Genomic DNA, 21,004 nt, shown 5'->3' on the forward strand with positions numbered 1-21,004 from the left:
ACCATGCGCACACCGTCAATCTGTGTCTTTTGCGGCGCACGTGAGGGCGCTCGCGCCGCCTATGGCGCGGCGGCTGATGATCTGGGCGCGGCGCTGGCGCGGGAAGGCTGGCGGCTGGTCTATGGTGCGGGGGATGTCGGGCTGATGGGACGCTGCGCACGTGCGGCGATCAAGGCGGGCGGTGCCACGCTTGGGGTGATCCCGCAGCATCTGGTCGGACTTGAAGCCGATGAAGGCGCCGATCACATCGTGACCGAAACGATGCACGAGCGCAAGAAGGTCATGTTCATGAACGCCGATGCGTTTTTGCTGCTGCCGGGCGGCGCGGGATCGCTGGACGAATTGTTCGAGGTGCTGACATGGCGCCAGCTGGGCCTGCATCACAAGCCGGTGATCGTGCTGGATATCGACGGCTATTGGCGCCCGCTGACCGCCTTGCTGGGGCATGTGGTCAGCGAAGGGTTCGCCGGAACGGACCTGTCCGGCGGCTATATGACCGTGCCGGATGTGCCTGCGGCCCTTGCCGCCCTGCGCGCTGCCCTGCCCCGGCGCAGCGACGACGCGGTGTAGATCGCCAGCGCGGTCCAGATCATGGCAAAAGCGATGGCGTGCCACATGGTAAACGCCTCGCGGAAGATCAGCGTTGCCACCAGAAACTGCAATGTCGGGTTCAGGTATTGCACCACACCGACCGTCGCCAGCGACACCCGGCGCGTTGCGTAGGAAAACAGGATCAGCGGGATCGCGGTCAGGATACCGGCAAAGGCCAGCATCAGCGATGTCACCAGATCACTGCCGAAATGCCCGTTTCCCTGCCCGTGAACCACCGCAAGGAAGGCAAGCGCCAGCGGCGTCAGCATCGCCACCTCGGCCGTGACGGACACGACCGGCCCGACAGACAGGCTTTTCTTCGTGACGCCATAGAGGCCGAAGGACAGCGCAAGGACCAAGGCCACCCACGGCGTGACTTGCAGCCCGACGGACAGAACCACCACAGCACAGGTTGCCAGCCCGACCGAAACCAGCTGTGCCCGGTTCAGCCTTTCGCGGTAGAAGATTGCGCCCAGCAGAACGGCGGCCAACGGAAAGATGTAATAGCCCAGCGATGCGTCTGTTGCATAGCCTTGCTGTACGGATGAGATGAATACGAACCAGTTGAGCGAGATCATCAACGCCGCAAATGCGATGATCGCAAAGGATTTGCGCGTCGCGACGGCTGCGGGCAGCTCTCTCAGGCGTCCTTGGATCGCCAAGACCACCAGGAAAAAAACCAGCCCCCAGAATGTGCGATGGCTGAGGATCTCCATCGGCGGCACGGCGTCGAGCAGCTTGTAATATATACCCGAAAGGCCCCAGACGGTGCAGGCACCGATCATGGCAAGCACGCCCTTTGCCTCATCTGTCATGTCGCCGCGCCCCTGCCCAGAGAAGTTGCTGTTACGGCTGCATATCCCAGCAATGGCAGCTTAGGAAGGGGCGCGATAAGTCTGCGTTACATCTGGGCCAGATGCTTCTTGACCATCTGCTCGACCTCGTCGAGTGGATGGTTGGTCAGATCCTTGTCAATCTCGGCGATGACCTTCTCCGCGACTTCCTTGTGCAGCTCGCCGCGCAGCGCGCCCAGGGTGCGGGCGGCTGCGACGATCACAATGCGATCATAGGCTCCGCGATGCGCCTGTTTGTACAAACGATCCGCCAGATCGCTGGCAAAGCGTTCCTTGGCCAACTCGTGCCAGTCGGTATCGTCGAAGGCGGACCGGTGTCCGGGGCCGTTGTCTGACATCCGGCCGGGCCGGTTGGCTGACTGGTCGATATCCTTTGGGTTGTCCTGTTCGTCGATACGCACAACATTCAGGTCGGGCGCCTGCGCGTCGCCGTCATTTCGCAGAAACAGCGCCTTTTCACCGTCGCAAACGAGAACCCAAGTGCCTGGTTTGAGTTCGGCCATTTACGTGTCCTCCTCGGGCGCATTGCCTGTCTCGCGGCTGTCCTGCCCGGTGACACGCGTTGTGCCTGCGGGCTGTTCCTTGGCGCGCTTTTCTTCGTCGCGAGTGGCAACGCGGCGCTCGATATCGCCGCCGACGCGGCCCTTTTGCGAAATATCTGCCGCCTCGCCGATGATTTCTTCGGTCTCGCGGCTGCCGTCTTTGGAGCGATGACGTTCGGCCATGGTGTCCTCCTTTGGTTAAGGCTGTAACAGGAAAACGGCTCCCGCCCCGCTGTGGTTCCGCCCCGGCACGAAAAAGCCCCCGGCGGGGCGATCCACCGGGGGCTGAAATTCAGGTAACGCGCAAATTACATGCGGCTTGCGACGTTTTCCCAATTCACCAACGAATTCAAGAAGTTGTCCAGGTATGCCGGACGCTTGTTGCGGAAGTCGATGTAATAGGAATGCTCCCACACATCGCAGCCGAGCAATGCAGTCTGACCAAAGCAAACGGGGTTCACACCGTTTTCGGTGTTGGTCACCTTGAGGCTGCCATCTGTATCCTTGACCAGCCACGCCCAGCCGGAACCGAATTGACCGCCGCCCGCCGCGGAGAATTCTTCCTTGAACTTGTCGACGCTGCCGAAGCTTTCCTTCAGCGCCGATTCCAGCTCGGACGGCATGCTGGATTTGCCGGGACTCATCATTTCCCAGAACTGGTTGTGATTCCACAACTGGCTGATGTTGTTGAAGATACCCGACTGCGCCACGGCATTTTTGTCGTAGGTGCCCTTGATGATCTCTTCGAGGGTCTTGCCTTCCCACTCGGTGCCTTTGATCGCCTTGTTGCCATTGTCGACATAGGCCTTGTGGTGAATGTCGTGGTGGTATTCCAGCGTCTCCTTGCTCATGCCGTTACCGGCCAGAGCGTCGTGGGCATAGGGAAGATCGGGAAGTTCGAATGTCATGGGATGGCCCCTTTTATAGTTGAATTCACACGGCTCTTAGATGGTAGCCTTACTACCCTAACGTCAAGTGTCACAGGAAGGTTCCCGGCAGATATCCTGCGCAGAGAGAATGCCGCGAAAGCCGGGCAAAAAAATACCCCGCGCCATGTGTGGCGCGGGGTAAATATCGCATCAATGCAGGGCGCGTGCTACGCCATGTAGCGTACTTCGCTGCCCGGCGCGGTGGCGCCTTTCAACAGATCGAACACGTATTGCGCGACCGAGCGGAAGCATACGATGCGCGCCTCACCCGGCCCCGCCATCCAGACGGCGGCCGGCACCTGCGCCATGCGCGAGCGGCGGAACTGACCCGGCTTGAACGCCGCCGACGACAGATCGACCGGCATCAGCTTGGCCAGTGCTTCGCGCACCAGCGCATCGTCACCGCTGACCGCGAACATGCAGCGCGCGTCGGAGACGTTGACCGCCATGTGATGCGTATCGCCCATCCCGTCGGTAATCTCGGCCAGCTTGGCGTCGGCCGACGCATATGGCACGAGAACCATCAGCTCGTCCGGCGACATCCATGCGGTATGGCCGCTGTCGCTGGGATTGATATGGCCCGCACCCGGCATTTCGCCGCCCAGAGCGCTGGCAAGGGCCTGCTTGACCGCCGTCGCGGACAGATCGCCGCGCACAGTGATCATGCCCTGCAAGCCCATGTCGCGAACGGTCGCGAACCCTGTCGCGCTGGCGCCGTTCAAGGCACTGACTGAATTAGACATTCTGCTTCTCCCCGTCCTTGTCAAAGAATACCGGGTCAACGATCTTGGCCCGCATGATCGTGCCGTCAAGGCGCGGGAATTCCAGCACCTCGCCCATCCGGTCCGGCCCGTTCAGCACCAGCCCCATGGCAATCCCGCGCTCCAGCGTGGGCGAATGGTAGGTCGATGTCACCCGTCCTTGCGTCTCGCGCTGGCCGTTGGCGTTTTTGCCCTCGGCGGTGGCGTAGGCGCCATCCGGCAGCACGCCGCCGTCCACCGTCTCCAGACCCACCAGCTGCCAGCGACGCGGATCTGTCACATGGCTGCGCGCCTGCGCACGCTTGCCGATATAGTCCTCTTTCTTTTTGGAAATCGCCCAATGCAGCCCCAGATCCTGCGGTATCACGGTGCCGTCGGTTTCGTCCCCCATCATGATAAAGCCCTTTTCGGCCCGCATGATGTGCAGCGCCTCGGTGCCATAGGGCGTGATGTTGGCGGTCTGCCCCGCCGCCAGCAGCGCATCCCACAGCGCGCGGCCCTCGGACGCCTTTACCGCGATCTCATAGCTCAGCTCGCCCGAGAAGGAGATGCGATAGGCACGTGCCTGAATTCCGGCCAGCGTGATATCCTTCCACGCCATGAACGGCAGCGCGTCGCCGCTGATGTCGTCGCCGGTCAGTTTCTCCAGCGTCGCGCGGGCCTGCGGGCCAACGACAGCGATCTGCGCATATTGCTCGGTCAGGTTGGCGACATAGACCTCCCAATCCCACCATTCGGTTTGCAGCCATTCCTCCATGTGGCCATGGATCGACTCGGCGCCGCCGGTGGTGGTATGACACAGGAACGTGTTGTCGTCGATGCGCGCAACCACGCCGTCATCGATGAGAAATCCGTTCTCGCCGCACATCAGGCCATAGCGGCAGTGCCCCGGCTTCAGCGTGCTCATCATGTTGGTGTAGAGCATGTCCAGGAACTTGCCCGCGTCCTTGCCCGTGACCACCAGCTTGCCCAGTGTCGAGGCGTCCAGCATGCCAAGGCTGGCGCGCGTTGCCTTCACCTCGCGGCTGACGGACTGTTCGATGCTCTCGCCCGGTTTTTGATAGGTGTAGGGGCGGCGCCACTGGCCGACCGGTTCGAAAAACGCGCCATTGTCCACATGCCATTGATACATCGGCGTCTGGCGGATCGGCATGAACCGCTCGTCCCGCGCCTCGCCGGTGATGGAGGCCATCGAGATCGGCGTATAGGGCGGGCGGAACGTGGTGGTGCCGGTCTGCGGAATAGGCTGACCCAAAGCATCGGAAAGGATCGCCAGACCGTTGATGTTGCTCAACTTGCCCTGATCCGTCGCCATGCCCAGCGTGGTATAGCGCTTGGCATGTTCGACCGACTCGTAGCCCTCCTGCGCGGCCAGCTGAATATCCGACACCTTCACGTCGTTCTGGTAATCCAGCCATGCCTTCTGGCGCTTCTTGATGCCCGCGCCGTGCGGCATCATCCAGACCTGCGCCATCGGCGCCTCGTCGATCTGCTCTGCCTCGGGGGCGGTGACATCGCCGCCGCTATGACCGGCTGCCTTTGCCGCAGACGCACCGGCAGTGGTGGCATCACTCAGGACATCGCCCAAGGACAGCGCGCCATTGGCGGCGCCTGCGGGCGTGACAAACGCCTCGCCCTTGGCGCCTGTGGGGGCTTTGTCCACATCGGGGCGGAAGGCGGCGGTCGTCTCGTCCCAGATCAGCTTGCCGCCGCAATGCGACCAAAGATGCACCACGGGCGACCAGCCGCCGGACATGGCAACAACGTCGCAGGCGATTTCCTCCAGCACCGCGCCTTCGCCGGCCTGGCTGCAAACGCCGACGCCGGTGACACGCTTGACGCCCTGAACGGATGAAATACCGTGGCCCATCAGAACGCGGATGCCCAGCGATTTCGCCTCGGCCATCAACGGGCTGTCCTGGGTCGGAACGCGCGCATCGAGGATCGCAGGCACATCCAGCCCGTTCTTTTTAAGGGTGATCGCAGTGCGGTACGCGTCGTCGTTATTGGTGACAACAACCGTCCGGTCCCCGATGGAGACGCCGTAATCAACCACATAATCCCGCACCGCCGATGCCAGCATGACGCCCGGAATGTCGTTTCCGGCAAAACTGAGCGGACGCTCGATCGCGCCGGTTGCGGTCACGATCTGGGCCGCGCGGATGCGCCACAGACGGTGGCGCGGGCCTTTGGCGGCAGGCTGGTGATCGCCCACCCGCTCGTAGCCCAGCGCATAGCCGTGATCATAGACGCCTGCGCCCATGGTGCGGTTGCGCATCGTCACATTGTCCATCGCGGACAACTCCGCGACAAGATCATCCACAAACTTATCCACAGGCTGGCCGCCAACGGTGCCCCCATCGACCGGCGCGCGTCCACCCCAATGGGCGGTCTGCTCGATCAGCATCACCTTGGCGCCGGTGGCCGCAGCAGAACGGGCCGCTTGCAGGCCGGCAATGCCGCCGCCGATCACCAGCACGTCGCAGAATGCATAGAAATGCTCGTAAGTGTCAGTGTCGCGCTGATCCGGCGCCTTGCCCAGACCCGCGGATTTGCGAATGATCGGCTCGTACACATGTTTCCAGAACGGGCGCGGATGGATGAACATCTTGTAGTAAAAGCCGGCGAACAGGAAGCGCGCGAGTTTGGTGTTGATGGCACCAACGTCAAAATCAAGGCTCGGCCAATGGTTCTGCGAGGTGCAGGTCAGACCATCGAACAGCTCGGTCGTGGTGACGCGCTGGTTCGGCTCGAAATCGGCGCCGGTGCCCATGCCGACAAGGCCGTTCGGCTCTTCCGCGCCAGAGGCGACCACGCCGCGCGGGCGGTGGTATTTGAACGAGCGGCCAACCAGCATCTGGTCATTGGCCAAGAGCGCAGACGCGATGGTGTCGCCCGCATAGCCGCGCAACCGCTTGCCGTTGAACGTGAAATCAACCTTGCGGCCCCTGTCCAGAAGGCGACCGCCATTTGCCAGACGTGTGCTCATGCCGATGCCCCCGCGCAGAGTGATATGATGGAATTTTGAGTATTTTTACCAAGATGAAAAATCATGCGAATTCCCTCCATGACCAGCCGGGACGTTTGGCCGTAATCGCATCCTTGACGCTCTGCGGCGGCTCGGTCGTCTGGGCGGGATAGGTGCCGTAGATTTCCAGCGTGACGGTGTCGCGCGCGGCGTGAAACCACTTGCCGCAGCCATTATTGTGGCGCCAGCGTTCCAGATGGACGCCTTTCGGGTTCACCTTGGAGAAAAGGTAGTCGTGAAACGCCTCGTCGGTCGAGCCGGGGCCGAAACGCTTCAGATGCGCTTCGCCGCCGCCGTGGAATTCGGTTTCTTCGCCGGTCACGCCGCAGCAGGGGCAGGTCAGGATCAGCATGGGGTGCCTCCGTTCAGGTTGGTGCCAGAAGTTTGTGAAAACTCCTGTGAAAATTCTGCAAGGAATTTTGCGGCCATCAATGTGCCACCCCCGCTGCGACGCTTTCGTCGATGAAGCGGCCCTCGTAGAAACGGTTCAGGCCGAACGCCTCGGTCAGGGGCGAGTGGCCCTTGGCCATCAGCTCGGCAAAGCCCCAGCCGGAGCCGGGGATCGCCTTGAAGCCGCCGGTGCCCCAGCCGCAGTTGACGAACATGTTTTCAACCGGCGTTTTCGACAGGATCGGTGAGCGGTCGCCGGTCACGTCCACGATACCGCCCCACTGGCGCAGCATTTTCAGGCGCGCGACCATCGGGAAGGTTTCGACCAATGCGCGCACCGTCTCCTCGATATGGTGGAAGGCGCCGCGCTGGGTGTAGTTGTTATACCCGTCAGTGCCGCCGCCGATGACCATTTCGCCCTTGTCGGACTGGCTCATGTAGCCGTGGACGGTGTTCGCCATCACGACCACATCCATGCAGGGCTTGATCGGCTCGGACACCAGCGCCTGAAGCGACACAGATTCAATCGGCAGGCGGAAGCCGGCCATGTCGGCCACGTGGCCCGAGTGACCGGCGACGACGACGCCCAGCTTGTCGCAGCCGATGCTGCCGCGGGTGGTGTTGACGCCAGTGACCTTGCCGCCCGATTGCTCGATGCCCGTCACTTCGCATTTCTGGATAATGTGCATGCCCATATCCGAACAGGCGCGGGCATAGCCCCACGCCACCGCATCGTGGCGCGCGGTGCCGGCGCGGGCCTGCCAGATCGCGCCCAGCACGGGGTAGCGCGGGCCGTTGATGTTGATGATCGGCACCAGTTGCTTGACCCGCTCGGGCCCGATGAATTCGGTCTTGACGCCTTGCAGCATGTTGGCGTGGGCCGTGCGTTCAAACCCGCGCACCTCGCCTTGGGTCTGGGCCAGCATCATCACGCCGCGGGGGCTGAACATGATGTTGTAGTTCAGGTCCTGGCTCAGCCCCTCATACAGGCTGCGAGCCTTTTCGTAGATCGCTGCCGACGCATCCTGAAGATAGTTCGAACGGATGATGGTGGTGTTGCGGCCGGTATTGCCGCCGCCCAGCCAGCCCTTTTCCAGAACCGCCACGTTGGTGATGCCGAAATTCTTGCCCAGATAATAGGCCGTCGCAAGGCCGTGGCCGCCTGCGCCAACGATGATCACATCGTATTTCTTCCTGGGTTCGGGCGACGCCCAGGCGCGCTCCCACCCTGTATTGTTGCGAAGCGCCTCACGGGCGACGGCGAAGGCAGAATAACGTTTCATGCGCGGTCTCACTTTTGCGATGGATTCGCGGGTGGCGACGGGAATGGCGTGTTTATGGGGCCAGTGCCGCCATTTCCTTATACACCGTGCGGCGCGAGATGTACATTTTGCGACTCCGTACAAAAACGCGCAGCGTCCGCGACATTTGGCACCATATCGGCCCGCCTTGGGCATCTGCCCTTTCGCCGGGCGCCCGGCGCCGTTATGTGGACGGCATAACAGGAGGAGCGCCATGTTGTTCTGGGCTATCGCCGCCATTTTGGCACTGGGATGCAGCGGATTGATTGCTGCGGCGTTGCTACGGGGGCGCAGCAATGCTGTGCCGCCGGCCGCGTATGATCTGGATGTGTACCGTGTCCAGCTGAAGGACGTGGAGAAGGATCTGGCGCGCGGCGTCATCACCAATGCCGAAGCCGAACGGGTGCGCACCGAAGTCTCGCGCCGTATTCTGGCCGCCGATGCACAGCTGCAAAAGGCGGGCGCCGGCACCATCCAGCCCGGACGCGGCGCGGGCGTGCTGGCCGGCGTTGTGGCGGTGGCGCTGACCGCAGGCGCGCTGGCCGGGTATGCGGTGCTGGGCGCGCCCGGCTACGCCGATCTGCCGCGCGGCGCGCGTCTGGCCGCGTCGGATGCGGCGCGTGCAAACCGATTGACGCAGGCCGAGGCTGTGGCCCGCTTTGGCACCGAAACGGCGCCGGCCATCCCCGGCGACGAATTCGCGCAGCTGATGGTGCAGTTGCGCGCCGCCGTGGAAAAGCGGCCCGAGGACGCGCGCGGTCTGGCGCTGCTGGCCCGCAACGAGGCGGCGCTGGGTGATACAGATGCGGCGCTGGATGCGCAGGCGCGGCTGCTGGCGGTTCTGGGCGATCAGGCATCGGCGACGGAACACGCGTTTCACGCCGATCTGCTGATCACCGCGGCCGGCGGCTATGTCTCGCAAGAGGCTGAGGCCGCGCTGCGCACCGCATTGTCCAAGGATCCGGGCCAGCCCGAGGCACGCTATTATCTGGGCGTCTATTACGATCAGGTCGACCGCCCAGATGCCGCATTCCGCACATGGGAACGCCTGCTGAGCGACAGCCCGCCAGACGCCGGCTGGACACAGCAACTGCGCGGCCAGACGGCGGATGCCGCAAACCGCGCCGGCATCCGCTATAGCCCGCCGCCCGAAGCGGCGGCACCCGCCGCCCCCGGCCTGAGCGGCCCCAGCGCCGCCGAGGTCGAGGCCGCAGGCGACATGACGGATGAGGACCGCCAGCAGATGATTCGCGGAATGGTCGATGGGCTGATGGCCCGGCTGGCCGCCCAAGGCGGCCCGCCCGAGGATTGGGCGCGGCTGATTTCCTCGCTGGGCATTCTGGGCGAAGTCGCGCGCGCCAGCGCCATTCGCGATGAGGCGCAGGCGATCTTCAAGGATGACGCCGAGGCGCTTGGCATGATCCGGGCCGCCAGCCAGACGGCCGGGCTGGAGACGGGCGCGGCGCCGCAATGATCTACGAGGACCTTGCCGAATATGTCGCCGCCCTGCCCGCCGCGCGCGGCCTGATGGGGCTGGATCTGGGGGACAAGACAATCGGCGTGGCGATATCGGATCCGCTGTGGTCGGTCGCCAGCCCGCACGAGACGGTGCGCCGCCGGAAATTCGGCCTTGATGCCGCCCGCCTGCTGGAGATTGTCGCCGAGCGCACCATCGGCGGCATCATCCTGGGCCTGCCGCGCAACATGGACGGAACCGAAGGGCCGCGCTGCCAGTCGACCCGCGCCTTTGCCCGCAACCTCAGCCGTCTGACCGATCTGCCCATCGGCTACTGGGACGAGCGTTTGTCGACAGTTGCCGCAGAACGTGCCCTGCTTGGGGCGGATACGTCACGAAAGCGTCGCGCCGAGGTGATCGACAACATCGCCGCCTCGTATATCCTGCAAGGGGTGCTGGACCGGATGGGCCATATGAGGAGAGCGCTGTGATGGACGGAAACGATATGCCCGCAGACCCGGCGCACGGCGCCGAGCCGCCCGTCTGGACCCGCGACGAAGTGCAATCGCCCTGCGTGCAGATCTGCGTGGTGCATCCCGAAGCGCGTATTTGCACCGGCTGCCTGCGCAGCATTGACGAGATCACGCGCTGGTCAAAAATGAGCAATGAGGAGCGGGCGCAGATCATGGACGGGCTGCCGTCCCGCGCCGTTCTGCTGCGCCAGCGGCGCGGTGGGCGCGCCGCCCGCCTGGGGCGCGCCGCCCGCCTGGGGCGCGCCGACTGAGTTTGCCGACTGAGTTAAAGGGCCAATAGTCGCGGCGCATTCAGCCTTTGCTGCCGGCATCCGCCATATCGGTGCAGGTGACCGCATCGGCGCCCATCGTCTCATTGCGCAGCGTGGCTTCGGCGCCTTTGGTCCACCATTCGCGCGCGCCAGACACGTACCGCGCGCCCGATCCTGAAATGACATTGACGAAAATCAGATCGTCGCCCGCCAGCCGCATCACCGCCAGCGCATTGGCGCCGCTGTTGACGTATTGCACGGTCAGCTCGGTGCCGTCGGTGCAGGAATAACGCACGGCGTTCACGCTGTCCTGCTGGCCCATCTGCAAGGACAGCGACAGCGGCGCGCCGGCCAGCGCAGGCGCGGCCCCGGTTGCCAATGCCGCCGCCACGGCGCCGCATGTCAAAAGGTTGCGGTATGATTTGACGAAGGGTTTCATCATGGTAAGTATCCTTTTCTACCTTGAAAACAGGGCGCAGGCCCCGTGCATGTATTGCGTGCAGGATACGTGCGGCGCGCCGCGTGAGCAAGCCAATCGGCGGCGCAAATCGCTGACGTGGCGTCATGGCGCCGATAGCCAATCGGTGCCCTGCCCGCTGAATTCAGGACGGAAATACGCGATCATCCGGCCCTCGTCCGGCGCGCTTGCGCCATCCGCCCACGGCGCAACGCCGTGCAGTGCCAGCCGGTGCAGCAACGTCGCCTCGCCCAGCTTTGCGGGCAATTCCACCCGCGCGCAGCGGGCAAACACGTCGCGGCGGGCGGCGGTATAAACATCTGTCAGATCCACCTCGCCCCAGCGCTCGGGCGGGATGTCTTTCAATGCGGCAGCGAAGGCCGCGCGCATCATTTCGTGGCTGCCGTCCCACACCACCAGCGGGCTGGCATCGGCGCTGGCATCGCTCAGCGGCACGCCAAGGATATAGGCGTGACGCTCTTTCAACATGCGCGCGCGTTCAGGGCCGACGGCCAGCAGCCCGTCAACATGCGCCGCGTCCCGGCGCCGCCGGTATCCGAACGCCGCCTCGCCCTCGCCCTTGCGGGGGCGCGGATAGCCCGGATAGATGACAGAAACCTGCCCCGCATGCAGCGGCAGATCACCATACAGCGTTCGCGCCATCACGCAGCCCGGCCCGCCCAGCGGGCCACTGCCCGCGACCCTGCCGCGCGCGTCATTCGGCAGCGTATCCACCCCGACAAACCACGTGCCGCCGCATTGCAGCCATTCATCCCGGTGCGCCGGATCGTCCATCCGCGCCAGCGCCGCCCCGCGCGCCGCGCCTGCCCATTCGGCCACCGCCGGATCGCGGTCAAACCGCGCCCATCCCTTTTGCAAAAATGCGCCTACCATCCCAGCGCCTTGCGCAGCATGTTCAACGCAATCAGCATCAAAAACGCGCCAAACACCCGCCTCAGCAGCACCGCATCCATGCCATGCGCCAGCCGCACGCCGACAGGCGCCGTCAGCATGGTCATGGCGATGACGATCACGAACGCCGGCAGGTTCACCGCCCCCACCGTTAGCGGCGGGCGCCCCTGCGGGGCGACATCGACCAGCAGAAACGCGATGACCGACGGCACCGCGATCGCCGCGCCAAACCCGGCGGCGGTCGCCACCGCCCGGTGCATGGAAATCCCGTGCAGCGTCATCAGCGGCACGCCAAAGCTGCCGCCGCCAATCCCCATCAGCACCGACAAAAAGCCCACGACAGGCGACAGCAGCGTGCGCAGCAGCGTCCCCGGCATCACATGACCCAGCCGCCAGGACGTCCGGCCCAGCAGCAAATAAAGCCCCACACACAGCGCCAATACGCCGAAGATCACCTGCAACGTACCCGAGCGTAACGCCGCCGCGACGATCACACCCAGCACGGCACCCACCGCAATACCCGGCGCCCATGTGCGCAGGACATACCATTCAACGGCGCCCTTGCGATTATGCGATAAAACGGACCGCGCCGAGGTCACCATGATCGTCGCCAGCGACGTCGCAAGGCAGATCTGCATCAGCTGCGGCCCGCCATAGCCCAGCGTCTGAAACGCGTAGAAGAACGCGGGAACCAAAACGATTCCGCCGCCCACGCCCAGCATTCCGGCCAAGACACCGACAAACGCGCCGATGGCCAGCAGCATCGCCGTCAAGGCCAGCAAGAGCGTGAGATCGGGCATGAGGGCGGCTCCTTGTTTTGCCGGAGTTAACCGGGTTTGATGCAAGGCTGCAAACCCAAACTCACGCCGCCTGCGCCGCCGCCACCTCGGACAGCGCCGCGTCGATCAGCTCAGGCCCGGCGCCCGCGCGGTGCGCGCCTTCTGATAATTTACGCCGCCACGCCCGCGCACCGGGCCGCCCGGCAAATAGCCCCAGCATATGGCGCGTGATCTGATTCAGCCGCCCGCCCGCGGCCAGATGCGCCTCGATATAAGGGAGCATCGCCTTGATCGCCCCCTCGGCAGTGGTGTCAGGCGCACCCGCACCAAAAATCACGCGATCCGCCGCACACAGGATATAGGCAGGCTGGTGATACGCCGCCCGCCCGACCATCACTCCATCCAGCCCCGCATCCAGAAATGCACGCGCCTGCGCCAGCGAGGTGACGCCGCCATTCACCGACAGATGCAGGTCCGGAAATTCCGCTTTCATCGCGCGCACCAGCGTATAATCCAGTGGCGGGATGTCCCGGTTTTCCTTGGGGCTCAGTCCATCCAGCCACGCCATGCGCGCGTGAATGGTAAACCGTGTCACCCCCGCCGCCGCAACGCGCGCTAAAAAATCGGGCAAAACATCGCGCGGCACCTGCCTGTCCACACCGATCCGGCATTTCACCGTCACGGGAACATCCACAGCCGCGATCATCGCCGCGCAACACTCTGCCACCAGATCGGGCGACTTCATCAACACCGCCCCGAACGTTCCCGATTGTACCCGGTCACTGGGGCAGCCGACGTTCAGGTTGATCTCGCCATATCCAGCCGCGGCCCCCAGCCGCGCCGCCTGCGCCAGCTCGGCCGGATCCGAGCCGCCCAGTTGCAACGCCACAGGATGCTCCGCCGCGTCGAAATCCAGCAAATGAACCGCCCCGCCGCGCACCAACGCGGGCGCCGTCACCATTTCGGTGTAAAGAAGCGTATTTTTCGACAACGTGCGATGCAAGTAACGGCAGTGCCGATCCGTCCAGTCCATCATGGGGGCGACCGACAGGCGGGATGCCTTATAAGCCTCATTATCTATTGAATTATGTGGCATATAACTCTCTCTGCGGCGATCCATATTTTGACCGATACATCCCCAGCCGCAGTCCACAGGACGACCGAATTTTGCGCGCGGACTTCTGTTATGGGCTCAATTGTTGAACGTAGACGTAAAGATGGTTCGGTAAGTTACCAAGAGCAGATCGTTATAAAGTCCAAAGGGCGGATCGTCCATCAGACGTCAGACAATCTGATCTCACGCTTCCAATTCTGCATCCCAGTATAGAAAATCCATCCAACTGACGTGCAAATGCCCTGGCGGAAATTTGCGCCCCAGATTGCGCAACTGTTCGGGTGCGGGCGCGGTGGGGCTCCGGCGCAGCGTCAGGCCAGAACGCGCAAGGCTTTTCGAGCCTTTGTGCCGGTTACAGCGCCCGCATGCGGCCACCACGTTCGTCCAGCTGGTCCTGCCGCCCCGTGAGCGGGGAACGACGTGATCGAACGTCAGCTCGTTCCCGGTTCCGCAATATTGGCAGCGGAATTCATCGCGTAAAAACAAATTGAAGCGCGTGAATGCGGCGCGTTTTTGCGGCTTTACGAAATCTTTCAGCACAATGACGGATGGGATGCGGATCTGAACACTGGGCGAATGCACGACATGTTCGTATTCGGCTACGATATCGACGCGCTCCAGCCAGGCTGCCTTGACAGCGTCCTGCCAGGACCACAGGGATAAGGGAAAATAGCTGAGCGGCCGGTAATCCGCATTAAGGACCAGCGCGGGATAGCGATTCAGGCTGCCCGGCATTCGCCCGAATTCCGCATCCATTTCGCTCTGCAACCCCCATCTGTGACGATACACCGTAGGGGAAAATATAACCTGCGCGGGACGTCTGGCAAGAACTGCTTTGAGATGGGCCGCATCCGGGCAGCACTGGAAGGTGCCGCCCGGATGCGGCCGGGCGCTGGAAAATTCGCAGAATTTTCGCGTCAGTCGCGCTTACAGCTGCGACATCACCTCGTCGGAGGCGTCAAAGTTGGTGGTGACGCGCTGCACGTCGTCATCGTCCTCCAATGCGTCGATCAGCTTCATCAGCTTTTGCATACCGTCCAGATCCATCTCGGTCGTGGTGGTGGGGCGCCATGTCAGGCGGGTGGTTTCGCTTTCGCCCAACGAGGCTTCAAGCGCGGTCGACACCTCATTCAGGTCCGTGTCGGCGCACCAGATCGTGTGCCCCTCCTCGCCCGAGTCGACGTCTTCGGCGCCGGCCTCGATTGCGGCCATCATCACGCTGTCCGCGTCGCCCGCATCGGCGCCATAGACGATCTCGCCCTTGCGGTCAAACATGAAGCCGACGCTGCCCGTTTCGCCCAGATTGCCACCATTTTTTGTAAACGTGCTGCGCACCGTGCTGGCGGTGCGGTTGCGGTTGTCGGTCATCGCCTCGACAATCACGGCCACGCCATTGGGGCCGTAGCCCTCGTAGCGGATTTCCTCGTAATCGTCGCCCTCGCCGGCCTGTGATTTCTTGATCGCGCGGTCGATCACATCCTTGGGCACGGACACGGCCTTGGCCTCTTTGACGGCCATGCGCAGGCGCGGGTTCTTGTCCGGGTCGGGATCACCCATTTTGGCCGCGACGGTGATTTCCTTGCTCAGCTTGGAGAACAGCTTGGAGCGGACGGCGTCCTGACGCCCCTTGCGGTGCTGGATATTTGCCCATTTGGAGTGGCCGGCCATGAAGGTTCCTTATGTCATCAAATGTGGTTGCTTGGCGCGTTTATATGGCACCGCGCGCTGGCGGCGCAAGGGGGCGGTCACGGCGCCCTATAGCGGCCAGATCATCGGGATCAGCGCCGACGAGATCAGCGCAAGGCTGAGGTTCAGCGGCACGCCGATGCGCAAGAAATCCGTAAACCGATAGCCTCCCGGACCGTAAACCAACGTATTGGTCTGATAGCCGATGGGCGTGGCAAAGCTGGCCGATGCGGCGAACATCACCGCCACAACCAGCGGGCGCGCATCCACCCCCATCACATCGGCCAAACCGATTGCGATGGGGCTCATCACCACGGCAACTGCGTTGTTTGACACCACTTCGGTTAGGGTGGTGGCCAGCAAATAGACCGCGAGAACAACCGCGAAAGGTGGCAAAGACGTCATGTAAGGGGCCAGCGTGTTCGCGATCAGCTGCACCGCCCCCGAATGGTCCAGCGCCGCGCCGATGGCCAGCATTGAAAATATCAGCGCCAGAAGCCGCCCATCGATAAAGCTGAACGCCTCATCGGCGTCAATGCATCGCGTGACCAGCACGATTGCGACAGCCAGAACCGAAAGGAACAGGATCGGTGCCACACCAAGGCCCGCCAGCACCACGATGCCCACCAGCGCGGCCAGCGCGATGGGCGCATGACCGCGCCGGAACGCGCGGGCCGACGGCTCGGACACGTCGACCATGTCCATCTCGGATGACAGGCGGCGGATATCCTCGGGGGCGCCTTCCAGCAGCAGGGTATCGCCGATTTTCACAATCAACGTGTCCAGCTGCCGCCCGATATTCTGGTTTCGCCGATGTACCGCCAGCGGATAGACCCCATAGCGCCGCCGCAGCCGCAAGGAACCCAGCGAACGGCCCACCATCTTGCAGCCGGGCGTCACCAGAACCTCGACCGTGGTGGTTTCCACCGCCGACAGCTGATCGACGCGCTTCAGGCTTTTGTCGGCCTGAAGGCTGAGCAGTTCGGTCATGCGCGTGCGCAGCACGACGCGGTCGCCCACCTCCAGCGTCACGCCGGTCAGATCGTTACGCAGGGATTTATCGCCGCGCACCACGTCAATCAGGCGCACGCCCTCGCGTTTGAACAGCTGCACGCCGGTAACTTCACGCCCGATCAGGTTGCTTTCGGGCGGGATCACAGCCTCGGTAAAGAATTTCATCCGGCTGCGGTCCGACAGCATATCGGCCATGCTGTCGCGGTGCGGCAACAGCCACGGCCCGATAAAGCGCAGATAAATCATGCCCCAGATCACCAGCACGATGGCCAGCGGCGTGATCTCGAAAATGCCGAACGGCTCCATCCCGCGCGCGCGGGCGACACCATCGACCAGCAGGTTCGTGGACGTGCCGATCAGCGTCATGGTGCCGCCCAAGATCGCCGCATAGCTGAGCGGGATCAGCAGGCGCGAGGCCGATATCTTCATCGTGCGCGCCAGTTGCACAAAGACGGGGATCATCACCACCACCACGGGGGTATTGTTCATCACCGCAGAGGCGATGATGACCATTGCCATCAGCATCCCGATCGCCAGTTTGGGATTGCTGCGCGCCTGCCGGTCGGCCAGCGATGTGAACGCCGCCAGCGCCCCGGTGCGCACCAGCGCGCCCATGATGATGAACATCACCGCGATGGTCCACGGCGCCGGGTTTGACAGCACGTCCAGCGCCGAATCGTAGGGCAAAAGCCCCAGCCCCAACATCACAGCCGCGCCCGCCAGCGCCACCACTTCGGTCGGGTATCGCTCGCGCACGAATGAGACAAACATCAGCGCAACAACGGCAAGCGTCATCAGCGCCTCGGTTGTTTGCGACAATTCAAGATAAGCGATCAAATGCGGTCCTGCCTTTGTGCTTGCACGTCATGTTCGCCGATGTCCGGCTGCCGCACAAGCAGACTGTTGCGCGCTCGCGGCTGCACCATGGCGACGCCGATCATCATGATGCTCAGCGCCAGCCAGACCCACAGCGAATATCGCTCGCCCAGCAGCAGCATGGACCAGATCACGCCAAAGCCTGTCACCAGATAACTTGTTTGCGCGGCAAAGACGGACCCGGCCCGCCCCACCAGCCAGACATAAACCGCGTAGACGATGCCATGCAGCCCGGCAGAGGCGGCCAGCGCCAGCTCGGGCACGCCGAAACTGGCCAGCGGGTTGATCCACTGACCGGTCACTATGGACAGCGGAAGGGTGATGACCATTCCCAACGTCGCCGCCCCCAGAATCACCTGCATCGAATCCAGACCATCGGTGCCCCATTTGGCCACCAGATTCCCTTCGGTCGCGTACAGCAGCGGCGCCATCAGCGCGACGGGGATGAAAACGGCCATGGCCCGCTCCGGCAGGCTGGCATCAGGCCCGATCAGCAGCAAGATACCGACCAGACCAAAGCCCAGACCGGCAAGCCGCTTCCACGCGAAATGCTCGTTTCCCAGCGCCAGCGCGATGGGCAGCGAGAAGATCGGCACGCTGGCAATCACAATCGCCATGATCCCGGCGGGCAACCTTGCGGACGCGAAATAGAAAAAGATGTCCGGCAGGACCGCACCGCACAGCGCAATCACCAGATACAGCCGCCAATACCGCCGATCCAGACGCAAGGGCCGGCCGCGCAACGCGCAGATCATGCCAAGCATCGCGACGATGACCACTTCTTGCCAGAAGATCAGGCCCAGCGGCTGATGCCCGGTACTGACCGCCAGCTTGGCCAGCGGCACACTCAGCCCCCAGCCCGCGCCCATCGCCAGAAGGATCACATAGGGTCCCAGATCCGGCCTGGTCCCCGAATGGCGCATGGTCACGGGCCGGACGGGGCCAGACGGCCGCCCTGGCGCACCATTTCAATCCGCGTGGCGCGGCCCGTCCTGTCATCGGTTTCGACGTAAACGCCGCAAAGCGTCGCCTCGTCCATCGCCGGGGTGAACCGTCCCTTGCCCATGCCGGTGACAAACCGGCGCAGCGGTTCGTCCTTTTCCATGCCGATGACGCTGTTGTAATCGCCGCACATGCCGGCGTCTGACAAAAATGCCGTGCCGGCGGGCAGAATCTGTGCATCGGCGGTCGGGATGTGAGTGTGCGTGCCCACCACAAGGCTGGCGCGGCCATCGCAATAATGGCCAACGCCCATCTTTTCGCTGGTGGCTTCGCAATGGATGTCGATGATCGCCGCCTGCACCGCGCCGCCCAGCACATTCGCGCGCAGCGTGGCATCCAGCGCCGAGAACGGATCGTCAAACGCGCGCTTCATAAAGACCTGGCCCAGCACCTGCGCCACCAGCACCTTGCGCCCGCGCGCGTCCGAAAATACGCGGTGGCCGCGCCCCGGCGCGCCCTTGGCAAAGTTCAGCGGGCGGATGATGCGCGGCTCGCCCTCGATGGCGCGCAGCATATCCTTTTGATCGAACGCGTGATCGCCCAAAGTGACGCAATCGGCGCCCGCCTCCAGCAGGCCGGCCGCATGTTCGCCGCTCAGGCCCATGCCGCCGGTGGCGTTTTCGCCGTTCACCACGACGAAATCCAGCCCCCAGTCGGCCCGCAGCCGAGGCAGGCGTTCCGCAACCGCACGGCGTCCGCCGCGCCCCATGACATCACCGAGAAAAAGGAGCTTCATGGGCGAAGTGTTAGGACGCACGCAGCGCGGGCGCAAGGGGCCAAAACGTAACCAGTGCCCCGTGCCGGCGGGTGGATTTGAGCATTTTCAGGCAGATGAAAGACACAAGATCAGCGCAGGGCAAGCGCATCTTGCAACACGCCCAGCACAGCGGCACGTGGGACGTCAGAGGTAATGAACGCCTCCCCGATGCCACGCGCAAGGATAAAGCGCAGCTGGCCGTCCTGCACCTTCTTGTCCTGTCCCATCAGCGCCAGAAGCGTTTCCGCATCTGGCAGTTCCCCTTCTATATCAGATAGATCCACCTTCATCTTCATGTTTTTGAGATGCGCGCGAACGCGGCTGGGTGTTTCCTGCGCACACAGGCCCAGACGGGCCGAAAGCTCGAACGCAAGCGCGCAGCCTATGGCGACCCCTTCGCCGTGCAACAGCCTGCCGGAATACCCCGTGGCCGCCTCAAGCGCGTGGCAGAATGTGTGCCCAAGGTTCAGCAGCGCGCGGTCGCCCTGTTCGGTTTCGTCGCGCACCACGATGGCCGATTTCATGCCGACAGAATGCGCGACGGCGTGGATACGCGCCGACAGATCGCCACCGGCCATGCCGGGCGCGTGCGCCTCAAGCCAGTCGAAAAAGGCGGCGTCGCCCAGCAGGCCGTACTTTACCACCTCGCCGTAACCTGCCAGAAAGTCACGCTTTTTCAGGGTTTGCAGAACGTCTGTATCGGCCAGAACCAGACTGGGCTGATGAAAGGCGCCGATCAGGTTTTTGCCGCGCGGAGAGTTGATGCCGGTCTTGCCGCCGACCGAACTGTCGACCTGCGCCAGCAGGCTGGTCGGGATCTGCACGAAGCGGACGCCGCGCCGCAGGATTGCGGCGGCAAAACCGACCAGATCGCCGATGACGCCGCCGCCGAATGCGATGACGATATCGCCGCGCTCGATCTGCTGATCCAACAACCATTCGGTCGTGCGCTCCAGCTGCGCCCAGCATTTTGTCGCTTCGCCGGGTGGCAATGCGAGGGCGGTCATGGTGATGCCCTGCGCATCCAGCCCGCCGCGCAGCGCGTCCAGATGCAGCGCGCCGACGGTTTCATCGGTGACGACGGCCACGCGGGGGCGGCGCAAAAGCGGCGCGATCAGCGCGCCCGACCGGGCCAGCAGACCGGGACCGACATGCACGTCATAGGCACGTGCGCCCAGCGGGACATGGACGATTTTTTCGGGCGTATCGGTCATGGCAGCTCCAGAACATCGGGCCGTGCGGCCAGCGCCGTGATCACTTGGGTTGTCATCATGTCTATCGTGTAGCTGGGCTGCGACGTGACCTCAATATCGGCCTGCGCATAGATCGGCACGCGCGCCTCATAGATCCCCTGCAGCGTCTTGAAAGGATCAACTGTGCGCAGCAAGGGTCTGGTATCCTTGTTCTTTACCCGGCTCCACAACAGTTTCAGATCGGCATTCAGCCAGACCGACACCCCCTTGGACGAGATCAGATTGCGATTACGCTCGGACAGGAAAGCGCCGCCGCCGGTGGACAGGATGCAGCAGTCGCCGCCCAGCAGGCGAGCGATCACCTCGGTCTCGCGGCTGCGAAAGAAAGCCTCGCCGTCGCGCGCGAAAATTTCGGCGATGCTCATGGCGGCGGCGGTTTCGATTTCGGTATCTGAATCGACGAACGGCACATCAAGACGCTGCGCCAGCGCACGGCCAACGGCCGTCTTGCCCGCCCCCATCATGCCCACCAGCACCACGGTTTTTTTCAGTTTCCCCGCCTCGGCCATCGCGTGTCT

23 protein-coding genes are annotated in these 21,004 nt (G+C 63.4%); 4 read left to right on the forward strand and 19 right to left on the reverse strand.

The features are described from left to right. Positions 1-3 precede the first annotated feature (3 nt). Complete coding sequence (locus tag DQ230_RS00175; protein ID WP_113910474.1) at positions 4-570, forward strand: LOG family protein; 567 nt, start codon at positions 4-6, stop codon at positions 568-570. Here the strand turns inward: DQ230_RS00175 and rarD are convergent. The 8 genes from rarD to DQ230_RS00215 all read right to left on the reverse strand — a co-directional run bounded on the left by rarD (position 489) and on the right by DQ230_RS00215 (position 8,378). Then, positions 489-1,406 carry an EamA family transporter RarD gene (gene rarD / locus DQ230_RS00180; protein ID WP_113910475.1) on the reverse strand — a complete coding sequence of 306 codons (918 nt, stop codon included), beginning with the start codon at positions 1,404-1,406 and terminating at the stop codon, positions 489-491. The genes DQ230_RS00175 and rarD overlap by 82 nt on opposite strands. 86 nt (positions 1,407-1,492) lie before the next feature. Continuing rightward, positions 1,493-1,948, reverse strand: a complete 456-nt coding sequence (locus DQ230_RS00185) for a baeRF12 domain-containing protein (protein ID WP_113910476.1) — start codon at positions 1,946-1,948, stop codon at positions 1,493-1,495. Further along, positions 1,949-2,170 (reverse strand): hypothetical protein, encoded by a 222-nt coding sequence (locus DQ230_RS00190; RefSeq protein WP_113910477.1) that lies wholly within the window; start codon positions 2,168-2,170, stop codon positions 1,949-1,951. 125 nt (positions 2,171-2,295) lie between these two features. Beyond that, positions 2,296-2,895, reverse strand: coding sequence for a superoxide dismutase (locus DQ230_RS00195; RefSeq protein WP_113910478.1), 600 nt, complete (start codon positions 2,893-2,895; stop codon positions 2,296-2,298). 188 nt (positions 2,896-3,083) lie between these two features. Next, positions 3,084-3,659 (reverse strand): sarcosine oxidase subunit gamma, encoded by a 576-nt coding sequence (locus DQ230_RS00200; RefSeq protein WP_113910479.1) that lies wholly within the window; start codon positions 3,657-3,659, stop codon positions 3,084-3,086. Then, complete coding sequence (locus DQ230_RS00205; protein ID WP_113910480.1) at positions 3,652-6,666, reverse strand: sarcosine oxidase subunit alpha family protein; 3,015 nt, start codon at positions 6,664-6,666, stop codon at positions 3,652-3,654. Before DQ230_RS00205 ends, DQ230_RS00200 begins: the two co-directional genes overlap by 8 nt. A gap of 61 nt (positions 6,667-6,727) precedes the next feature. Next, positions 6,728-7,057, reverse strand: coding sequence for a sarcosine oxidase subunit delta (locus DQ230_RS00210; protein ID WP_113910481.1), 330 nt, complete (start codon positions 7,055-7,057; stop codon positions 6,728-6,730). Positions 7,058-7,133: 76 nt separating this feature from the next. Further along, positions 7,134-8,378 carry a sarcosine oxidase subunit beta family protein gene (locus tag DQ230_RS00215; RefSeq protein ID WP_113910482.1) on the reverse strand — a complete coding sequence of 415 codons (1,245 nt, stop codon included), beginning with the start codon at positions 8,376-8,378 and terminating at the stop codon, positions 7,134-7,136. Positions 8,379-8,610: 232 nt separating this feature from the next. On the opposite strand from DQ230_RS00215, the gene ccmI reads away from it, so the two are divergent. From ccmI to DQ230_RS00230, 3 genes are read left to right on the forward strand one after another with little or no spacing between them, the layout of a single operon-like run. Beyond that, positions 8,611-9,870, forward strand: a complete 1,260-nt coding sequence (ccmI, locus tag DQ230_RS00220) for a c-type cytochrome biogenesis protein CcmI (protein ID WP_113910483.1) — start codon at positions 8,611-8,613, stop codon at positions 9,868-9,870. Next, the gene (gene ruvX / locus DQ230_RS00225; protein WP_113910484.1) at positions 9,867-10,343 is read left to right on the forward strand and encodes a Holliday junction resolvase RuvX; all 477 of its coding nucleotides are present in this window, start codon (positions 9,867-9,869) and stop codon (positions 10,341-10,343) included. The genes ccmI and ruvX overlap by 4 nt, the downstream gene beginning before the upstream one ends. After that, the gene (locus DQ230_RS00230; protein ID WP_238987375.1) at positions 10,343-10,636 is read left to right on the forward strand and encodes a DUF1289 domain-containing protein; all 294 of its coding nucleotides are present in this window, start codon (positions 10,343-10,345) and stop codon (positions 10,634-10,636) included. The genes ruvX and DQ230_RS00230 overlap by 1 nt, the downstream gene beginning before the upstream one ends. Positions 10,637-10,676: 40 nt before the next feature. Here DQ230_RS00230 and DQ230_RS00235 read toward each other — a convergent pair whose 3' ends face one another. The 11 genes from DQ230_RS00235 to DQ230_RS00285 all read right to left on the reverse strand — a co-directional run bounded on the left by DQ230_RS00235 (position 10,677) and on the right by DQ230_RS00285 (position 20,995). After that, the gene (locus DQ230_RS00235; protein ID WP_113910485.1) at positions 10,677-11,078 is read right to left on the reverse strand and encodes an MliC family protein; all 402 of its coding nucleotides are present in this window, start codon (positions 11,076-11,078) and stop codon (positions 10,677-10,679) included. Positions 11,079-11,198: 120 nt separating this feature from the next. Beyond that, positions 11,199-11,987, reverse strand: coding sequence for a phytanoyl-CoA dioxygenase family protein (locus tag DQ230_RS00240; protein WP_113910486.1), 789 nt, complete (start codon positions 11,985-11,987; stop codon positions 11,199-11,201). Then, entirely contained in the window at positions 11,981-12,805 is an 825-nt protein-coding gene (locus DQ230_RS00245; protein WP_113910487.1) for a sulfite exporter TauE/SafE family protein, read from the reverse strand. Before DQ230_RS00245 ends, DQ230_RS00240 begins: the two co-directional genes overlap by 7 nt. Positions 12,806-12,866: 61 nt before the next feature. After that, the gene (gene dusA, locus DQ230_RS00250; RefSeq protein WP_113910488.1) at positions 12,867-13,880 is read right to left on the reverse strand and encodes a tRNA dihydrouridine(20/20a) synthase DusA; all 1,014 of its coding nucleotides are present in this window, start codon (positions 13,878-13,880) and stop codon (positions 12,867-12,869) included. A gap of 201 nt (positions 13,881-14,081) precedes the next feature. Further along, on the reverse strand, positions 14,082-14,654 hold the full coding sequence (locus DQ230_RS00255; protein WP_113910489.1) for an HNH endonuclease: 573 nt from the start codon (positions 14,652-14,654) through the stop codon (positions 14,082-14,084). 171 nt (positions 14,655-14,825) lie between these two features. Beyond that, the gene (locus DQ230_RS00260; protein ID WP_113910490.1) at positions 14,826-15,566 is read right to left on the reverse strand and encodes a YebC/PmpR family DNA-binding transcriptional regulator; all 741 of its coding nucleotides are present in this window, start codon (positions 15,564-15,566) and stop codon (positions 14,826-14,828) included. An 87-nt stretch (positions 15,567-15,653) separates the two neighbouring features. Further along, positions 15,654-17,393, reverse strand: coding sequence for an SLC13 family permease (locus tag DQ230_RS00265; RefSeq protein ID WP_203227974.1), 1,740 nt, complete (start codon positions 17,391-17,393; stop codon positions 15,654-15,656). A gap of 38 nt (positions 17,394-17,431) precedes the next feature. After that, positions 17,432-18,397 carry a DMT family transporter gene (locus DQ230_RS00270; RefSeq protein WP_113910491.1) on the reverse strand — a complete coding sequence of 322 codons (966 nt, stop codon included), beginning with the start codon at positions 18,395-18,397 and terminating at the stop codon, positions 17,432-17,434. Positions 18,398-18,399: 2 nt separating this feature from the next. Beyond that, a complete protein-coding gene (locus DQ230_RS00275; protein WP_113910492.1) occupies positions 18,400-19,212 on the reverse strand; it encodes a TIGR00282 family metallophosphoesterase in 813 nt (270 codons plus the stop codon). Positions 19,213-19,322: 110 nt separating this feature from the next. Then, complete coding sequence (aroB, locus tag DQ230_RS00280) at positions 19,323-20,447, reverse strand: 3-dehydroquinate synthase (protein ID WP_113910493.1); 1,125 nt, start codon at positions 20,445-20,447, stop codon at positions 19,323-19,325. Next, positions 20,444-20,995, reverse strand: a complete 552-nt coding sequence (locus DQ230_RS00285; RefSeq protein ID WP_113910494.1) for a shikimate kinase — start codon at positions 20,993-20,995, stop codon at positions 20,444-20,446. The genes aroB and DQ230_RS00285 overlap by 4 nt, the downstream gene beginning before the upstream one ends. Between the last annotated feature and the right edge of the window lie 9 nt (positions 20,996-21,004).

Origin of the sequence: Roseovarius dicentrarchi, assembly GCF_003316635.1 — a bacterium.
GTDB classification, from domain to species: domain Bacteria; phylum Pseudomonadota; class Alphaproteobacteria; order Rhodobacterales; family Rhodobacteraceae; genus Roseovarius; species Roseovarius dicentrarchi.